Raw genomic sequence first — 15,166 nt, 5'->3', positions numbered from 1 at the left:
ATTTTTCAACTTATAAAGTTTCATTAATAGTCTAAAGCTATAAAATAACAACCTCTCAATGAGGTAAAGTAAAAGGCTTATTTTTTTGAGGGGGAGAGAACGGTCGGCGGCTGATACGCACGTTTTATCGCTGGTGTCCTCCCGACGCTGTCATCAGAGTTTCCAGCAGATATTCGATAAAGACAGCAGGTTTGCCGGACTGATCAGCTTTGCTGAGCACAACGGAATACTCTTCCTGCCTGTCGTGTATAGCGGCTTCCACAGAAAGGCAGGCGACAAACGACCGTAGTGGCTGAGAGTGAGCGGCTGTCAGTGAAAAAGATTTTCCCTCTCTTCATCCGTGAGGCAGGCGGGCGGCTATAGGAATCTTCAGCAGTCGTTTTTCAGAGTCCCGTATGGTGCAGTTTCCGACTTTGCCCTGGCAAGGAATGCCGCTTCTCAGGAAAACGTTGCACGACGATGGGACAGTGTGAAAACGTCGGGAAAAACTACGAAAAAAGGGCTACGATTTTTTATCGTAACCCTTTTTTTCTTCAAACAGAATGGCGGAGAGAGAGGGATTTGAACCCTCGATACAGGTTTATGCCCGTATACTCGCTTAGCAGGCGAGCTCCTTCGGCCGACTCGGACATCTCTCCGCGCAATGAAGCGCAGTGTTATACGCAACGGGGACATAGCTACACTAAGCGCCATGGCTTGTCAAGCCCCGGGCGTGAGGAAATTTTTGCGGATCAGTGCATGTAGAGGGTGCTCATGTCGATGATGCCGTGAACGCCGTCGGCATAGAAGGCCGTGCGCAGACCGGTGATGCTGACGATGGCCACAATGGCCTGAACGAGCAGCGTGATGCGTCCCATATGGGAAAGGCCGATGACCACGCCGCTGAAGATGACGCCCATCCAGTACAGCTGGGTCTGCATCCAGATGATGGCGGACTTTCTCATGAAGGGGTCGTCCCAGGCGATGCAGGGCGCAATGGCCGTGATGACGAGCATGAGCCACAGGCAGATGCGCAGGGGAATATAGAAGCGGCCGTAGCGCACGGCGGGATCGTCCGGTTCGCCCATCTGCTTGAGCTGGGAGAAGACGGCGCCGAGAATGACGGTGCAGAGCGGAAAGAGCGCGAGGGGAAACAGGCCGGAGGTAGTACATACTTCTCCGGGAATGGCAGCCGCAGCTTCGGCCATGACGCCCGCAGCGCCTGCAATCCAGGCCAGAAGGCCGCAGACGGAGCAGCGCTTCCATGCGCCGAGAGCGCATGCCGCCAGGATGAGACAGCAGATCTGCGCGACGAGCATGGCGCCCGAGGCTGTTCCGCTGAAGGTAACCAGTCCGGCCACCGTGGCCACGGCGGCGCTTATGCCGGAAGTCTGCCAGTTCTTGGCGCTGGGAGAATCCCCGTGATGGTCCTTCCACCAGGCAAAGAGCGCCAGCCCTGTGCCGAGCTGCGAGAACACGGTGAAGAAAACAAGCGGCCAGTTCGTAATCATGAGGAATCTCCTGCGGAAATGAAGAATGGTATATGTGAAAAAATGCCGGATGACGCTCTCCGATAAAAATGATTTTTATGCGTCGCGTCAAGTTGTTCTTCGATGTTATGCGACGCCGTTGCCAAAAAGTATATATGCCGTCGAATGATAATGCATGTTTTTCAGTAAAGAGAAAGAAATATTTTTCACGTAGACGGAAAACTCTCTGTCATGTTCTGCGGTATCCGGAAAACTTTATGGAATGGATGCCCTTTGAACGTGGCAACTTGAAGAATGCGTCTTGTACGAAAATGATAAGGCGGGGCGGAGTGAAAGCCTGTCGGTGTCTGAGGCTGTTTTGTACGGGAAGGAGTATGGCCGGAAGGACGTTTCGGCCGGAATGCGGGAGGCTGGTGAAAGATGTTGGAGAGAAAAAGAGGGGGCTCGCTCTTCCTGCGTGGGGTGCTGCAGACGTGAGACATCCGGCTGAGCCGGATGTCGACGCATGCCGGACGGAAGCCGTCCGGCATGTCGGGATGCTCATGCCGCCACAGAAGCGGCGCGGAGTCAGGAGGATTGTCCCTGCTTTGCACCGAAGCCCTGCACGAAGCCGATGAGCTGACCGGAGAGAACGACGGTGAGCAGCGAGTATCCTATGCGTTCTAAAGGAATGTAGGAGAGGGAGAGCAGAAGAACGACAAGGTCGCTCAAAAGATAGGGCCAGCGGATGTTCCAGCCCGTAAGATGGGAAATGCTCATGGCGAGGGCATCGTCTCCGCCGGGGGCTCCGCCTGCCCGAACACAGAGTCCGACGCCTGCGCCCACGAACAGAGCGCCGAGCACGGAGGCGAGAAGCGGCATCTGGGCAAGTTCGGGCCACAGGGGCGGGAACATTTCGACGAGCGCGTAGAAGAGGGAAAAGCCTCCGCCCGCCACGAGAGAGTAGAGGACGAAGCCTGCGCCCATGAGCTTCCAGCCGAGCAGGTAGCATACGGCGTTCATGACGAGACCGGACCATGCCGGGGAAACATGGAACCAGTGATGCAGAAGCAGCGTGGCGCCGAGAATGCCGCCTTCCGTCACGCCGGAAAGGGCATGAATGTTATAAAGACCGAAGGCCAGAATGGCGCTGCCGGCAAGATTGAGAAGTACCGGTCGGAAAGAAGGGAAAAGAGACACGGAAAAGCTCCCTGGTTGCGGATGGTCCGGCGGCTTTCTCTCGAAAGCCCCCGGAGGAATGGCGGGTTTCAGGCCGCCGCAGAATCCGTGAAGGAGAGTCCGAAAGGCGTGAAGATTCTCTGTGTCCTGCGAAAAGGTCATGGCTGACCGGAAGGCACAGAAAAAGACTGGCGAAGAGGCGCGCCGTCATCTGGTGACGGCACGGGATGCAGGACGGCAAAGACACGTCGGACTCGAGGCCGCGTGTCTTTAGAGATGGCTGCGCCAGTGGCGTTCCGCCATCATGACGAAGAATATGCGGGAAAGCATGTGCCGGTCGTTCTGCATGAAGGCAGGGTAGCCGAGTTTCCGGGGGAAGGCAAGGCGACGGAAAAAAGCGGCATTCACTGCAAAAGAAAAGCGAAAGGAGGCCCGGCAAGGGGACTCGCCTCCGGAGCGGGCGAGTGAGAAGGGGATGCTCGTTTTTGAAGGGCGACATGTCTCTCATGACGGCCGTGTTGCGAAGCGGGCGTCTTGCTGATACGGTTGAAACCGTATTCCCTCATGCATGAGGGGGCTTTTTTTCTGTTTTTTCATGTCCGCTTTTGACCATGGATAAAGAATCTCTGCTTCGTAGGATGGAAGAGCACGCCGGGCTCACCGTATGCCGCGCAGGCTCGGCCACGCTGGCCCGACTGGCCGTGGAAGCGACGCGCCTTGGCCGTCACGCGGCCGTGGCCGTGCGCAGCCGGGAGGCGCTTGCCGTCATGCGTGGTCTGACCACGCTTTTCACGCCCGAGCTTTCCGTGGGACGTCTTGATTCTCACGCCGGAGAGTCCCGCAGTGCGTCCGGTCTGCCCGTATGGGAAAGACCGTGGGTGTTTCTTCCGCCTTTCAGTGCGCGCTCTCTCAGCCGGGAAGGATGGGCTGAGCGTTTTGCCGTGCTGTACGCCCTGCGCACGGGGCAGGCCCGGGGCGTGGTGTTCACTCTGGACAACATGATACCGCTGCTGCCCCCGCTTGATTTTCTGGACGGCCGGACCATGACCGTTCGTCGCGGCGAGGATCTGTCGCCCGAGCTTCTTCTCGACCAGCTTGCGGAATGGGGATATCAGCGTGTGCCCATGGTGGCTCATGCGGGCGACATGGCCCGCCGCGGCGACATTCTGGACGTGCTGCCTCCGGGCTATGAAAAACCGCTCAGACTGGAATTTTTCGGCGACACCGTCGATGAAATGCGCGTGTTCGATTTCGTGACTCAGCGTTCCGTGGGGCAGCTTGACGAGGTGACGCTGCTGCCCGTGACGCCGTTTGCTTCCGGCAGCGCATGGGAAAAGAGCGTTCGCGACTTCTGGAAGTCCCGCGCGAAGGCGGGCACGATGAGCGAACGTTCCCGTATGTCTCTTGAGCGTGCGCTGGAGGAGAAGGACGCTCGTCTTCTGCCCGGCTGTCTGTATGCCGCCGCATCGTCGCTGGACGACTGGCTTGCTCCGGACACCATGTGCTTTCTGCCCGGGCGCCGCGAGGTATGCGACGAGCTCGCTGAGACGGAAAGCCGGTGGCGGGAGCATGTTCGCGTGCAGTCGGAAGAAAGCAGCCTCGCGCAGCCTGCGTACATGGCCGTGCGCGATGCCGAAACTGTACGGAAGGCGCTGGAAAGCCGTCCCCGTCTTTATTCCGAGCCTCTGACCATGGGTACGGAGCAGACGGGCGAGGATCTTCTTGAGCGCAGCCTGCACAGTTTTGCCGAGCTTTTTCCCGGCCGGACGGAGCAGGACCGCCCCTGGCAGCAGCTTTCTGCCGGACTCAGATCCTGGACGGCCTCGCACAGACAGGTGGTGCTGGCCTTTGCCTCGGAGCGGGGCAGACGCAAGTTTCTCAAGCTGGCGGAGCAGGACGGCATTCTGCCCTCGCTGCGGTATGATCCCGAGGGCCGTGGGCTTTACGCCGTGGTGGCCCCGTATCGTCAGGGCGCGGACCTCGTGTGGGACGGCTGTCTCGTTCTCGGCGAGGAGATACTTCAGCCCAAGGCGGAGAGTTCGCATCGAGTGGCTTCGGGGGCGTTCCGGGGGCTTGACCGGTATGATGACCTGCGCGTGGGCGACCTGCTCGTGCACCGCGACTACGGCGTGGGACGATTCGGCGGCCTGCACCGCATGAGTCCCGGCAACACCGGCGTGGACAATGATTATCTTCTCCTCGAATATGCCGATGGCGCAAAGCTCTATCTGCCTGTGGACAGGCTGTCCGTGGTGCAGAAGTTCAAGGCCGACGGACCGCCGCCGACGCTGGATCGTCTTGGCGGTACGGCGTGGACGAGCAGCCGCGAAAAGGCGCGCCGCGCCGTGGAGAAAGTGGCTGCCGATCTCATGCAGATGTACGCGTGGCGCAAGGTGGCCAAAGGCTTTTCCTATTCTCCCGTAGGGGAGATGTATCACGAGTTTGAGGCAACCTTCGGCTTTGAGGAAACGCCCGATCAGGCCCGCGCCATTCAGGAAGTGTTTGCGGATATGGACAAGCCCGTGCCCATGGACCGGCTTGTCTGCGGCGACGTGGGGTTCGGCAAGACGGAAGTGGCGCTTCGCGCGGCCTTCCGCGCAGCCTGTGACGGGCGTCAGGTGGCGCTTCTGTGTCCTACCACCGTGCTTGCGGAGCAGCATTATCAGACGTTTCGTTCGCGCATGGCGGGTTTTCCCGTCAATGTGGGACTGCTCAGCCGCTTCGTGCCGAAGGCAAGACAGACCGAGACCCTGAAAGCTGCGGCGCGTGGTCAGACAGACATTCTCATAGGTACGCACAGACTGCTTTCCAAGGACGTGCAGCTCCCCAATCTCGGACTGCTCATTCTGGACGAGGAACAGCGGTTCGGCGTGCGCCACAAGGAAAAGCTGAAGGCGCTCCGAAAAAACGTGGACGTGCTCACGCTGACGGCTACGCCCATTCCCCGTACGCTTCAGCTTTCCATGTCCGGCATACGTGAGCTTTCCGTTCTTGAGACCGCGCCGGCCGAACGCAAGCCCGTGGCTACGGCCATCATCGACCGGGACCGCGGGGCACTCCGGCAGGTCATGGAACGCGAGCTTTCGAGGCAGGGGCAGGTGTTTTTTGTGCACAACCGGGTGCAGACGCTGCCGCAGACGGCGGCCATGGTGAAGGAACTCGTGCCGAATGCGCGCGTGGGCATGGCTCACGGGCAGATGGCGGAAAAGGAACTTGAGGACACCATGCACAAGTTCTGGCACGGGGAGCTCGACGTGCTCGTGTGCACGGCCATTGTGGAATCCGGTCTTGACTTCCCCAGAGCGAACACGCTCATCGTGGATCAGGCGCAGATGTTCGGTCTGGGGCAGCTCTATCAGCTCCGAGGCAGAGTGGGGAGATCCGACCGTCAGGCCTACGCGGTGTTCGTGGTGTCGGACGTGGAGCATCTGCCGAGCCTTGCCAGGGAGAGGCTGCGCATCATTTTGGAAATGGACTATCTCGGCGCAGGATTTCAGGTGGCCATGGAGGATCTTCGCCTGCGCGGGGCGGGCAACATACTCGGCGAGGCTCAGTCCGGTCATATGGCCCGCGTGGGACTCGACCTGTATCTGGAAATGCTGGAGGACGCCGTGGCCAGACTCAAGGGCGAGGAGGAGCTGCTTCGTACGGAGACGGAAATCAACCTCGGCATTCCCGCCCACATTCCAGACACTTACGTGGAGGACGCTCACGAAAGGCTCAAGTACTACAAGATGCTTTCCTCTGCTTCCGATGCCGTGACGCGGGAAAACGTGGAAATGGAAATACGCGACCGTTTCGGTCCGTTCCCCGAACCTGTGGAAAACTTTCTTGCCGTGCTCGCCTTCAAGCGCCGCGTGAACGAGCTTGGCGTGGCCCGGGCGGACATTCTGCCGGACCGGGTCCGCGTGACATGGGCGGACGGACAGAAGAAAGTTCGGCCGGAAGACATCGTACGGCTCGTCATGGCGCACAGGGATCGCATACGCCTGCAGCCTCCGGCTACGCTGGAGCTTTCTCTGGGCGACGGGGAAACGCCCGCCCGGCAGCTCGACGAGGCGCGTCGGCTTCTGGGGACGCTTCAGGAGCAGGATGCGTCCGGCACTGCCGTCTGATGACGTTTTTTTCTGTCTGCCGCTGCGGAGGGCCCTTCACGCCTCGGAACTGCCCCGGCGCTTCAACGTTCCGGCGTCTGATAAAATAACGTGCGGCATGGCCGGGAGCGCCGGAATCTTTTATGACGAAGGTGAAATATTTTCAATGAACGCACATTATTATGGTACGGGAGGCGGCGTTGTTCCGCAGCATGAGCCTCCTGGGGCGAACGTTGCCAGTGCGTAAAAAACAGGCTATAAACAACTATCTTATCAAATATCAGGAGTGTGCTGTTTTGCGTACCCTTTTCATATCTCTTGCCTGTGCGGCGTCCCTTTTTTCCGCACAGCCGGTGTTCGCGGTGCCCGTTTCCCGCATCGCCGCAGTCGTCAACGGCGACATGATCACTGCCCGTGAGCTCGACAGGGAACTTCAGTCCGAACTTGTCGGACAGAAGCTTGATCCCGCCAAGAATCCTCAGATGGTGGCGGAAGTCCGCAAGGCCGTCCTCGACAGGATGATCAACGATAAAATTCTGCTTCAGGAAGCGGACAAGGAAAAGATAGAGATCTCAGACGCCGACGTGGATGCCGCCATTGACCGCATCGTCAAGGACAGCCAGCTTTCCCGAGACGTGTTCTTCAAGCAGCTTGCCCAGGAAGGCATTTCTGAAAAAGTCTTTCGCGACAGGCTGTACGTGCAGATCGTGTCGCAGCGGCTCATGAGCCGCAACGTGGTGAACAAGGTCGTCGTTACGGAAGATGAAATCAACGACTACTATCGTAAGAACATGGCGGGATTCGCTTCCGGCCGCGCAAGAGTGGCCATGCTCATCTATCCCGTGGAGGCCGATGCGGAAAAGTGGGCGCGTGACATTGCGTCCGGCAAGGTTTCCTTCCGCGATGCCGTGCGTGCCGTTTCCATCGGCCCCAATGCCCAGGAGGGCGGCGATCTCGGCTTCATGGCGCTTTCCGACATGGCTCCCGGCATGATGGAGCAGGTTTCGCGCATGAAGAAGGGCGACGTGTCTCCTCTTCTCAGCATGAACGCCAACAAGGCGCAGATTGCCCTGCTCGACTTTGAGGAGGCGGAGGGCGTGGATCACAGCAATGCCGTGCCCGATGCCGAAACCGCAAGCCGCATCGAACAGATTCTGCGCCGTCCCCGCCTTCAGGAGCGTTTTCAGCAGTATACTGCTCAGCTTCGTGACAAGGCGCTCATCGACATCCGTAACTGAGGCGCGCTATGACTCTGGCAGAACTGGGAGCTAAGCTCCGTGAGGCCCGCGAGGGCCGCGACATGACCGTGGCTGACGTTGCCGACCGTCTCAAGATTCCCACCCGCATACTTCAGGGGATAGAAAACGGGTCGGATACGCTTCCCCGTACCGTCTACGTTCATCATTTCATTAAAGAATACGCACTTCTTCTCGGCTTTGCCCAGGAAGATGTGACCGAGTGGCTGCGCGGTCTCGAGGGCTTTGAAAGCGTGTCCCATCCGGTCATTGCGGAAAGCGCCACCTATACGTCGGTGAAGCCGAGCATTCTTCCGGTCATTCTCGGAGGCGTGTTCAAGATAGTGCTGGTGCTTGCGCTGGCCAGCGGTGCGTACATGGCCTATCTGCACTTCTTTGCCGCAAGGGATTATGAAGCCCCGTCTTCCGTGTCCGGCGCAGAGAGCGCCCCTTCTTCGGCCATGCCTACCTGGGGCAATGCCGCACCCGCTCCGGTTCCTGCTCCTCCGGCTCCCGAAACGCAGGCGGCTCCCGTCGTGCAGCAGCCTGTGCAGCAGTCCGAAGCCGTGCAGGACGTGGCTTCTGCCCCCTCTGCCGCCGTGTCGCAGCCGCAGGAGCCCGCTCCCGCATCCCCGGCGGATGCTGAGGTCGTGCAGGATGCAGCCGCTTCTGCTGCGCCCGCGGACGAGGAACAGCCCGCGGCTCTTCCCGACGGCATGCATCAGGTCGAAGTCATTGCCGACACGGGCGACTGCTGGATGGGCTTTGAACCGGACGGCAAGAAGCAGCAGCGTACGCTGCGCAGGGGCGACACGTTTTCCATGTCGTTCCGTGATTCTCTCGTCATCCGTCTCGGCAACGCAAGAGCCGTGCGGGTCGTGTACGACGGCAAGGAACTTGAGCGCTCCACCTCGCCGAGAGTGGTGACCATGAGCTTCCCGCCCGCCGAGTAGAAGACGGAAGAAATCGTTCTGGAAGACGCAGGGGCCGGTGTTTCTGAGGTTGTGGTCTGTGTGCTTTGTACGCAGGCCGGGATCCGGGAACGCGCTTGTGCCGCTTCGAGTCTTTTGCGGGAAAATCCGTGATTGCGACGCTCTGCGTCGCAATTTTTCAGGAAAAGGCAGGGCCGCAGACTCGTCCGAAGCCCGTTTTCTCTGAAAGACCCGCGCCGGGGCGTCATGTCCCGGTCGTTTTCCTTATGCGCCGGAGGAGACGGGGAGGCTTTTCTGTTCGCCTCTTGTCCGGTACGGAATTTTGTCATGCAGCAGTGGTCGGACGACGCTCTGGTGCTTCGCGTCGGAAAGTTCAGGGAGGCGGATCTGTGGGTACGTCTTCTGGCGCGTGAAAAGGGACTGCTTACGGCCTTCGCCTTCGGTGGAAGTCGGAGTCGCAGACGTTTCACCGGCTGCCTCGACGCGTTCAACGAGCTTCGGGTAAGCGCTGCGTATTCCCGGGACGGGCGTTTTCTCAACCTGAGCGAGGCCACGCTTCTGGCCGGGCCCGACAGACTGCGCCGCAACTGGCGCAGGCAGGGCATGGCCGCCAACTGCGTGCGTTTTCTTGAGGCCATGGGCGTGCCGCCGGACAATGCGGGGGCGAGCTTTCTGCTCATGCGGGGCATGCTGGAGCTTCTGGAAAGAGAAGAGGATGTGCCGGCGGTCATGCCGGTGCTGTTTCGCTTTCGTCTGGCCTCAGAGCAGGGCTACGCGCCGGAACTTTCGTTTTGTGCGCGCTGCGGCCGTCTTCTCGCCGGAGAGCATAAGGTACATTTTCTGGTGGGGGAAGGCGAGGTGTGCTGCGCCTCGTGCCGTCGTTCAGGCGACATGAGTCTCTCTCTTGAGCAGGAAGCTCTTGACGTACTGGGAAAAGTGAAGGAATACTCACCGGAGTCATGGGGCAGGCTGCACCCTTCGCCGGAAGGCGCAAGGCAGGCCGCGCGCCTTATCGACGCTTTTGTGCGATATCATCTCGGGCTTGAATGGGGCAACGGCCGGTTCAGGTCCATTTAGCGGCGCGGCGCGGGCGGACAGGGAGACGTTTTTCCGTGCGCTTCGCGCATGGGAAGCAAGGCCAATGGCTCCATTGGCGAACTTCAGGAGAACTACATGAATTTTCAGGATGTTATTCTGACCTTGCAGGATTACTGGGCCAGACAGGGCTGCGCCGTGGTGCAGCCGGTGGATCTGGAATGCGGTGCGGGCACGTTCAACCCCTCCACGTTCCTGCGCGTTATCGGACCCGAGCCCTGGAAGGCCGCCTACGTGGAGCCTTCGCGTCGTCCCACCGACGGCCGCTATGGCGACAACCCCAACCGTCTGCAGCATTATTTTCAGTTCCAGGTCATCATGAAGCCCGCGCCGGCCGATCCTCAGCAGCTGTACCTCGACAGCCTGAAGGCCCTCGGCATCGACCCGGCCGTGCATGACATCCGCTTTGTGGAAGACGACTGGGAATCTCCCACCCTCGGCGCGTGGGGTCTCGGCTGGGAAGTGTGGCTGAACGGCATGGAAGTGTCGCAGTTCACCTATTTCCAGCAGGTTGGCGGCATAGACCTTTCTCCCGCCAGCGTGGAGCTCACCTATGGTCTTGAGCGTCTGACCATGTACCTGCAGGGCGTGGAGTCCGTGTACGACATCAAGTGGAACGACTCCATCACCTACGGCGACGTGTATCATCAGAACGAATACGAGCAGTCCTGCTACAACTTCGATCAGAGCGACGCGGCCATGCTGCTGCAGCATTTCAACGACTACGAAAAGGAATGCCTGCGCCTTATCGACGTGAAGCTCCCGCTGCCCGCCTACGACTACTGCCTGAAGTGTTCCCATACGTTCAACCTGCTGGATGCCCGCGGAGCCATTTCCATCACGGAACGCGCCGGGTACATCGCCCGCGTGCGCACGCTGGCTTCCGGCGTGGCCCATCTTTATGCCGCCCAGCGCGAAGCCATGGGTTATCCCATGCTGAAGAAGGGGTAAGCCATGAGTCTTTTTGTTCTTGAACTCGGCGTGGAAGAACTGCCCGCCCGTTTTCTCGCCTCCCTTGAGCGCGAGCTGCACGACCGTTTTGCCGCACTGTTTGCGGAGCACGGTCTGACCTTCGATTCCCTGACCGTGGACACCACGCCCCGCCGTGCCGTGGTGCACGCCCGCGGTCTTCTTTCTTCCACCCCCGTTCGCGAGGAAGTGGCTCTCGGTCCTTCCGTGAAGGCGGCCTACGACGCCGACGGCAACCCCACCAAGGCCGCGCTGGGCTTTGCCCGCGGTCAGGGCGTGGACGTTTCCGCACTGTTCCGCGAGCAGACCCCCAAGGGTGAATACGTGGCCGTGCGCAAGAGCGTGGGCGGCGTGTCGGCTTCCTCCATCATTGCCGAAGCCGCGCCCTCCATCATTGCCGCGCTTCCCTTCCCCAAGAGAATGCACTGGAGCCCGAGCCATTTTCTCTTTGCCCGTCCTCTCCGCTGGGTGGTGGCTCTCATGGACGGCGAGGTTATTCCCTTCACCGTGGCCGACGTGCAGTCCGGCCGCATGACCACCGGTCATCGCGTGCACGGCCGTGGTCCCTTTGAAGTGGCCTGTGCCGACGACTTCGATGCCGTGATGGCCGAAAAGTGCGGCGTTACGCTCTCCGGCGTCGAACGCCGCAGAATCGTGGTGGAGGGCGGCAATGAGCTTGCCCGCAGCGTGGGCGGCCGCATTCTGTGGAAGGAAAGCCTGCTCGACGAAGTGCAGGGACTCTGCGAGCATCCCGCACCCATTCTCGGCGGCTTCGATCCTTCCTTCCTGGAGCTGCCTTCCGTCGTTCTGCTCACCAGCATGGAAACGCATCAGAAGAGCTTCGGCGTGGAGAGCGAGGACGGGAGACTTCTGCCGTACTTCCTCACGGTGGCCAACCTGAGCTCCCGCGAGCCCGAAGTGGTGAAGAAGGGCTGGGAACGCGTGCTGCGCGCCCGTCTGGAAGACGCGAGGTTCTACTGGAACACCGACATGAAGGCTTCCTTCGAGATATGGAAGGAAAAGCTCGATCATGTCATCTTCCTCGGACCTCTCGGCTCCATGGGTGACAAGTGCCGCCGTCTGTCCGAGCTGTGCCGCTGGCTGGCCGAACAGCCCGGCGTATCCCAGGTGGCCGGGGTGAACCCCGAATCCGCCGCCGTGGCGGGACGCTGCGCCAAGGCCGATCTCGTCTCCCAGATGGTGGGCGAGTTCGACACGCTTCAGGGCATCATGGGCGGTATCTACGGCCATAAGATGGGACTCGATCCTGCGGCTGCGGATGCCATTGCCGAGCAGTATCTGCCTGCCGGTCCCGATACCCCCGTGCCTTCCACCGATCTCGGTGCGCTTTTGTCCATGGCCGACAAGGCCGACACGCTGGTGGGCTGCTTCGGTCTCGGCAACATTCCCACAGGTGCGGCCGATCCCTTCGCGCTGCGTCGCTGTGCGCTCGGCATTGCCCGTATTCTCATTGAAAAGGGCTATCGCATCCGCGTGGAGGATCTCTTTGCCAAGGCCCAGTCCCTCTACAGCGACGACATCCGCTGGAAGCTGGAAAAGACTGAAGCTCTGGCCAAGCTCGGCGACTTCTTTGCCGGTCGCGTGAAGAACTATTTCCTCACTCAGGGCAACGACACGCTGATCGTGGAAGCAGTGATGGGCGCAGGCTGCAGCGACGTGTGGGCCGCTTCCCGCCGCCTTGCCGCCATGGTGGCCGAAAGCGCAAAGCCCGGCTTTGTCGATACTGCCCAGACCTTCAAGCGCGTGGCCAACATTCTGCGCAAGCAGGGCGCGGGGGCGACGGGTGAATACCGCCGCGAGCTTCTTGCCGAAGAGCCGGAAAAGGCTCTTGCCGACGCCCTTGATGCCATGACTGTCCGGTTCGACGAAATGTGGGCCGAAGACCGCTTCGATGAGCTCCTTTCGCTCATGGAAGGCGTGCGCCCTGCGGTGGATGCCTTCTTCGACGGCGTCATGGTCATGGCGGAGGATATGGACGTGCGCGCCAACCGCTTGAATCTTTTGCAGGTTCTCCTTTCCCGCATGGGCAGGCTCGCCGACTTCTCGGCCCTGCAGATGTAGGAGAGCAGACGCCCTCTTGACAGAAAACGCCAAGGCGCATAAAAATAGTCGTTCTGGCAATAACGGGCGGCGTCCTGCCGCCCGACATCGTATCGCATCACACCCCTCATGGGGGCATCATTCTGGAGGATTCCCGTGGCCAATCATGCTTCCGCCATCAAGCGCCAAAAGCAGAGTGTCAAGCGCAACGCCCGCAACCGCGCCGCCCGTACCCGCATCAAGAACGTGGTGAAGGCCGTGCGCGCCGCTATTCAGAAGAAGGACAAGGTCGCCGCTGAAGAAGCTCTGAAGACCGCTACTTCCACTGTTTCCAAGATCGCCGGCAAGGGCGTGATTCACTGGAAGAACGCTTCCCGCAAGGTTTCCCGCCTTGCCAAGGCCGTCAACGCTCTCGACGCCTAAGTTTTTTCTTTTTCAGAAAAACACCGAAAGGGAGAAGGTTTTTTGCTTTCTCCCTTTCGGTGTTTTATTTTTAACTGTCACGTGCGCTGAGAAAAGCCGTTTCTGCGCTCGAGCCTTCGGCCTCATGTCGACAGAGAGAAACGCCCCGTCGACTGTCCGGACTCGGCGGCAGGGGCTGGCTGTGGAGCTTGTGTGCAGCTTTCCGGAATGTGACTGCGGTCATGGCTGGAGAGGAAGATTTCCGTTAGAGTACGCAGGTGAGACCGGCGGATACGACGCCGGGCTTCGGTTTTGCATGAACGCGGATTCCTTGCTGTTCGGACAGTTCAGTCCGGTCGGACGGGCACGGCTTCAGTCTCGTTCATGCCGTTCTTGTCCGGCACGAATGCGGGGCTGTCCGATCATACCGGGGCGTTTTTCACAGGGACTTCATTCTCTTTTCAGGAGCGGGCCATGACGGAATCTGGAGAATCTTTCCGAGACGTGCAGGAATATTTGCGCACGAGCTTTCCGGAGCTCGGCGCTCAGGACGTGGAAAGACTCGCGACGGTCACGCGGCTCTGCTCGTTTTCCAAGGGAGAATGGATATGCGTGGAAGGAGACGGCGCATCCGTTACCTTCTGGCTCGTGTCCGGGCACGTGGAACTTCTGAAAGGGTCCATGTCTGGCAAGAACACCGTGCTCCACGTGGTGAGGGCCGGTCATTTTCTCGATCTTTACGGGGTTTTCGGCAAAGGAGCTGCCTTTCTTTCAGCCAGGGCCCTTACGCCGTGTTCGGTGCTTTCCATGGAAAACAGGGTGTTTCGCACACTTCTTTCCGAAAACATCGGTCTTGCGCAACGTGTCATGCTGGCGCTTGCCATGCGTCAGCGAATGTTCATCAACAAAATTGCCGTCTCTCAGGGCAAGATTTCCGTGCGCCGTCGCGTGGCGGGCTGGCTTCTTCATAAAGCCCGCGTGGAAAGATCCCGCGTGCTTGACGACGTCATGACGCGCGAGGTGCTGGCCGGCCTGCTCGGACTTTCCCGCGAGAGCCTCAGCCGACAGCTCAGCCGCTTCGTGCAGGAAGGGCTCATACGTCTCGAGCGCCGGACTATCGTCATTGAAGACGAAGAGGCCCTTCGCCGTTGTCTTCTGGAAAACTGATATGCATACCTGCATCGTGTATTCTTCCCGCACGGGCAATACCCGTGCCGTAGGAGCTTATCTGGCCGACTGCTTCGGCTTCCCCATATATGCCGTGGATGAGGCTCCGCTTGGTTTTGAGCGTTTCATTCTCGGATTCTGGACATGGAGAGGCGGGCCCGACGAGGCCATGCGCGCCTTCATGGGGCGCCTTTGCCATAAAAGCGTGTTTTTCTTCGGCACCATGGCCGCCTTTCCCGATTCTTCCCATGCCGAGCGTTGCGCGCTTCTGGCCGAGGAGCTTCTTTTCCGCGGAAACTGCCGTGTGCTCGGGCATTTTTTCTGTCAGGGCAGACTTGATCCCGAGGTACTCGCGAGAAGCACGCATCCGCGCACGCCGGAACGCATGGCCCGGCTTGCCGAAGCGGCAAGGCATCCGAACCGGCAGGATTTCAGAGCAGCGGAGGAGGCTGTCAGGAAAGCCTTTTCTCTGAACGCGTCGCGCGGAGCGGAGCTGACGGGGACGTTTTTGAAACAAAGCGCTTAGGAGCTTCGGAAGAGGGCGGCCAGGCCGGACCGGGGCGGGGACAGGTGGTGCGGGCCTT

General features: G+C 60.0%; 11 protein-coding genes and 1 tRNA gene. 9 read left to right on the top strand and 3 right to left on the bottom strand.

Annotated elements, in window-relative coordinates; genetic code table 11:
- Positions 1-543 precede the first annotated feature (543 nt).
- The 3 genes from Q0J81_RS00555 to Q0J81_RS00545 form a co-directional block, all read right to left on the bottom strand.
- Positions 544-638 (bottom strand) — tRNA-Ser (locus Q0J81_RS00555).
- A gap of 93 nt (positions 639-731) precedes the next feature.
- On the bottom strand, positions 732-1,490 hold the full coding sequence (locus tag Q0J81_RS00550; protein ID WP_294445440.1) for a hypothetical protein: 759 nt from the start codon (positions 1,488-1,490) through the stop codon (positions 732-734).
- A gap of 546 nt (positions 1,491-2,036) precedes the next feature.
- Positions 2,037-2,648, bottom strand: a complete 612-nt coding sequence (locus Q0J81_RS00545) for a YitT family protein (RefSeq protein WP_294445439.1) — start codon at positions 2,646-2,648, stop codon at positions 2,037-2,039.
- Between the two features lie 590 nt (positions 2,649-3,238).
- Here Q0J81_RS00545 and mfd point away from each other — a divergent pair.
- The 9 genes from mfd (at position 3,239) to Q0J81_RS00500 (ending at position 15,108) form a co-directional block, all read left to right on the top strand.
- Positions 3,239-6,742 carry a transcription-repair coupling factor gene (gene mfd, locus Q0J81_RS00540; RefSeq protein ID WP_294445438.1) on the top strand — a complete coding sequence of 1,168 codons (3,504 nt, stop codon included), beginning with the start codon at positions 3,239-3,241 and terminating at the stop codon, positions 6,740-6,742.
- Positions 6,743-7,017: 275 nt separating this feature from the next.
- A complete protein-coding gene (locus tag Q0J81_RS00535; protein WP_294445437.1) occupies positions 7,018-7,959 on the top strand; it encodes a SurA N-terminal domain-containing protein in 942 nt (313 codons plus the stop codon).
- A gap of 8 nt (positions 7,960-7,967) precedes the next feature.
- On the top strand, positions 7,968-8,909 hold the full coding sequence (locus Q0J81_RS00530) for a helix-turn-helix domain-containing protein (protein ID WP_294445436.1): 942 nt from the start codon (positions 7,968-7,970) through the stop codon (positions 8,907-8,909).
- Positions 8,910-9,215: 306 nt separating this feature from the next.
- On the top strand, positions 9,216-9,965 hold the full coding sequence (recO, locus tag Q0J81_RS00525; RefSeq protein WP_294445435.1) for a DNA repair protein RecO: 750 nt from the start codon (positions 9,216-9,218) through the stop codon (positions 9,963-9,965).
- 96 nt (positions 9,966-10,061) lie between these two features.
- Complete coding sequence (glyQ, locus tag Q0J81_RS00520) at positions 10,062-10,934, top strand: glycine--tRNA ligase subunit alpha (RefSeq protein WP_294445434.1); 873 nt, start codon at positions 10,062-10,064, stop codon at positions 10,932-10,934.
- Between the two features lie 3 nt (positions 10,935-10,937).
- The gene (gene glyS / locus Q0J81_RS00515; RefSeq protein WP_294445433.1) at positions 10,938-13,034 is read left to right on the top strand and encodes a glycine--tRNA ligase subunit beta; all 2,097 of its coding nucleotides are present in this window, start codon (positions 10,938-10,940) and stop codon (positions 13,032-13,034) included.
- 135 nt (positions 13,035-13,169) lie between these two features.
- Positions 13,170-13,436 (top strand): 30S ribosomal protein S20, encoded by a 267-nt coding sequence (gene rpsT / locus Q0J81_RS00510; protein ID WP_294445432.1) that lies wholly within the window; start codon positions 13,170-13,172, stop codon positions 13,434-13,436.
- A gap of 453 nt (positions 13,437-13,889) precedes the next feature.
- On the top strand, positions 13,890-14,582 hold the full coding sequence (locus Q0J81_RS00505) for a Crp/Fnr family transcriptional regulator (protein ID WP_294445431.1): 693 nt from the start codon (positions 13,890-13,892) through the stop codon (positions 14,580-14,582).
- 1 nt (position 14,583) lies between these two features.
- A complete protein-coding gene (locus Q0J81_RS00500) occupies positions 14,584-15,108 on the top strand; it encodes a flavodoxin family protein (RefSeq protein WP_294445429.1) in 525 nt (174 codons plus the stop codon).
- The last annotated feature ends 58 nt before the right edge of the window (positions 15,109-15,166 follow it).

It is taken from the genome of uncultured Mailhella sp., assembly GCF_944324575.1.
Lineage (GTDB): Bacteria > Desulfobacterota > Desulfovibrionia > Desulfovibrionales > Desulfovibrionaceae > Mailhella.
This window is presented reverse-complemented; position numbering and strand designations above follow the sequence as displayed.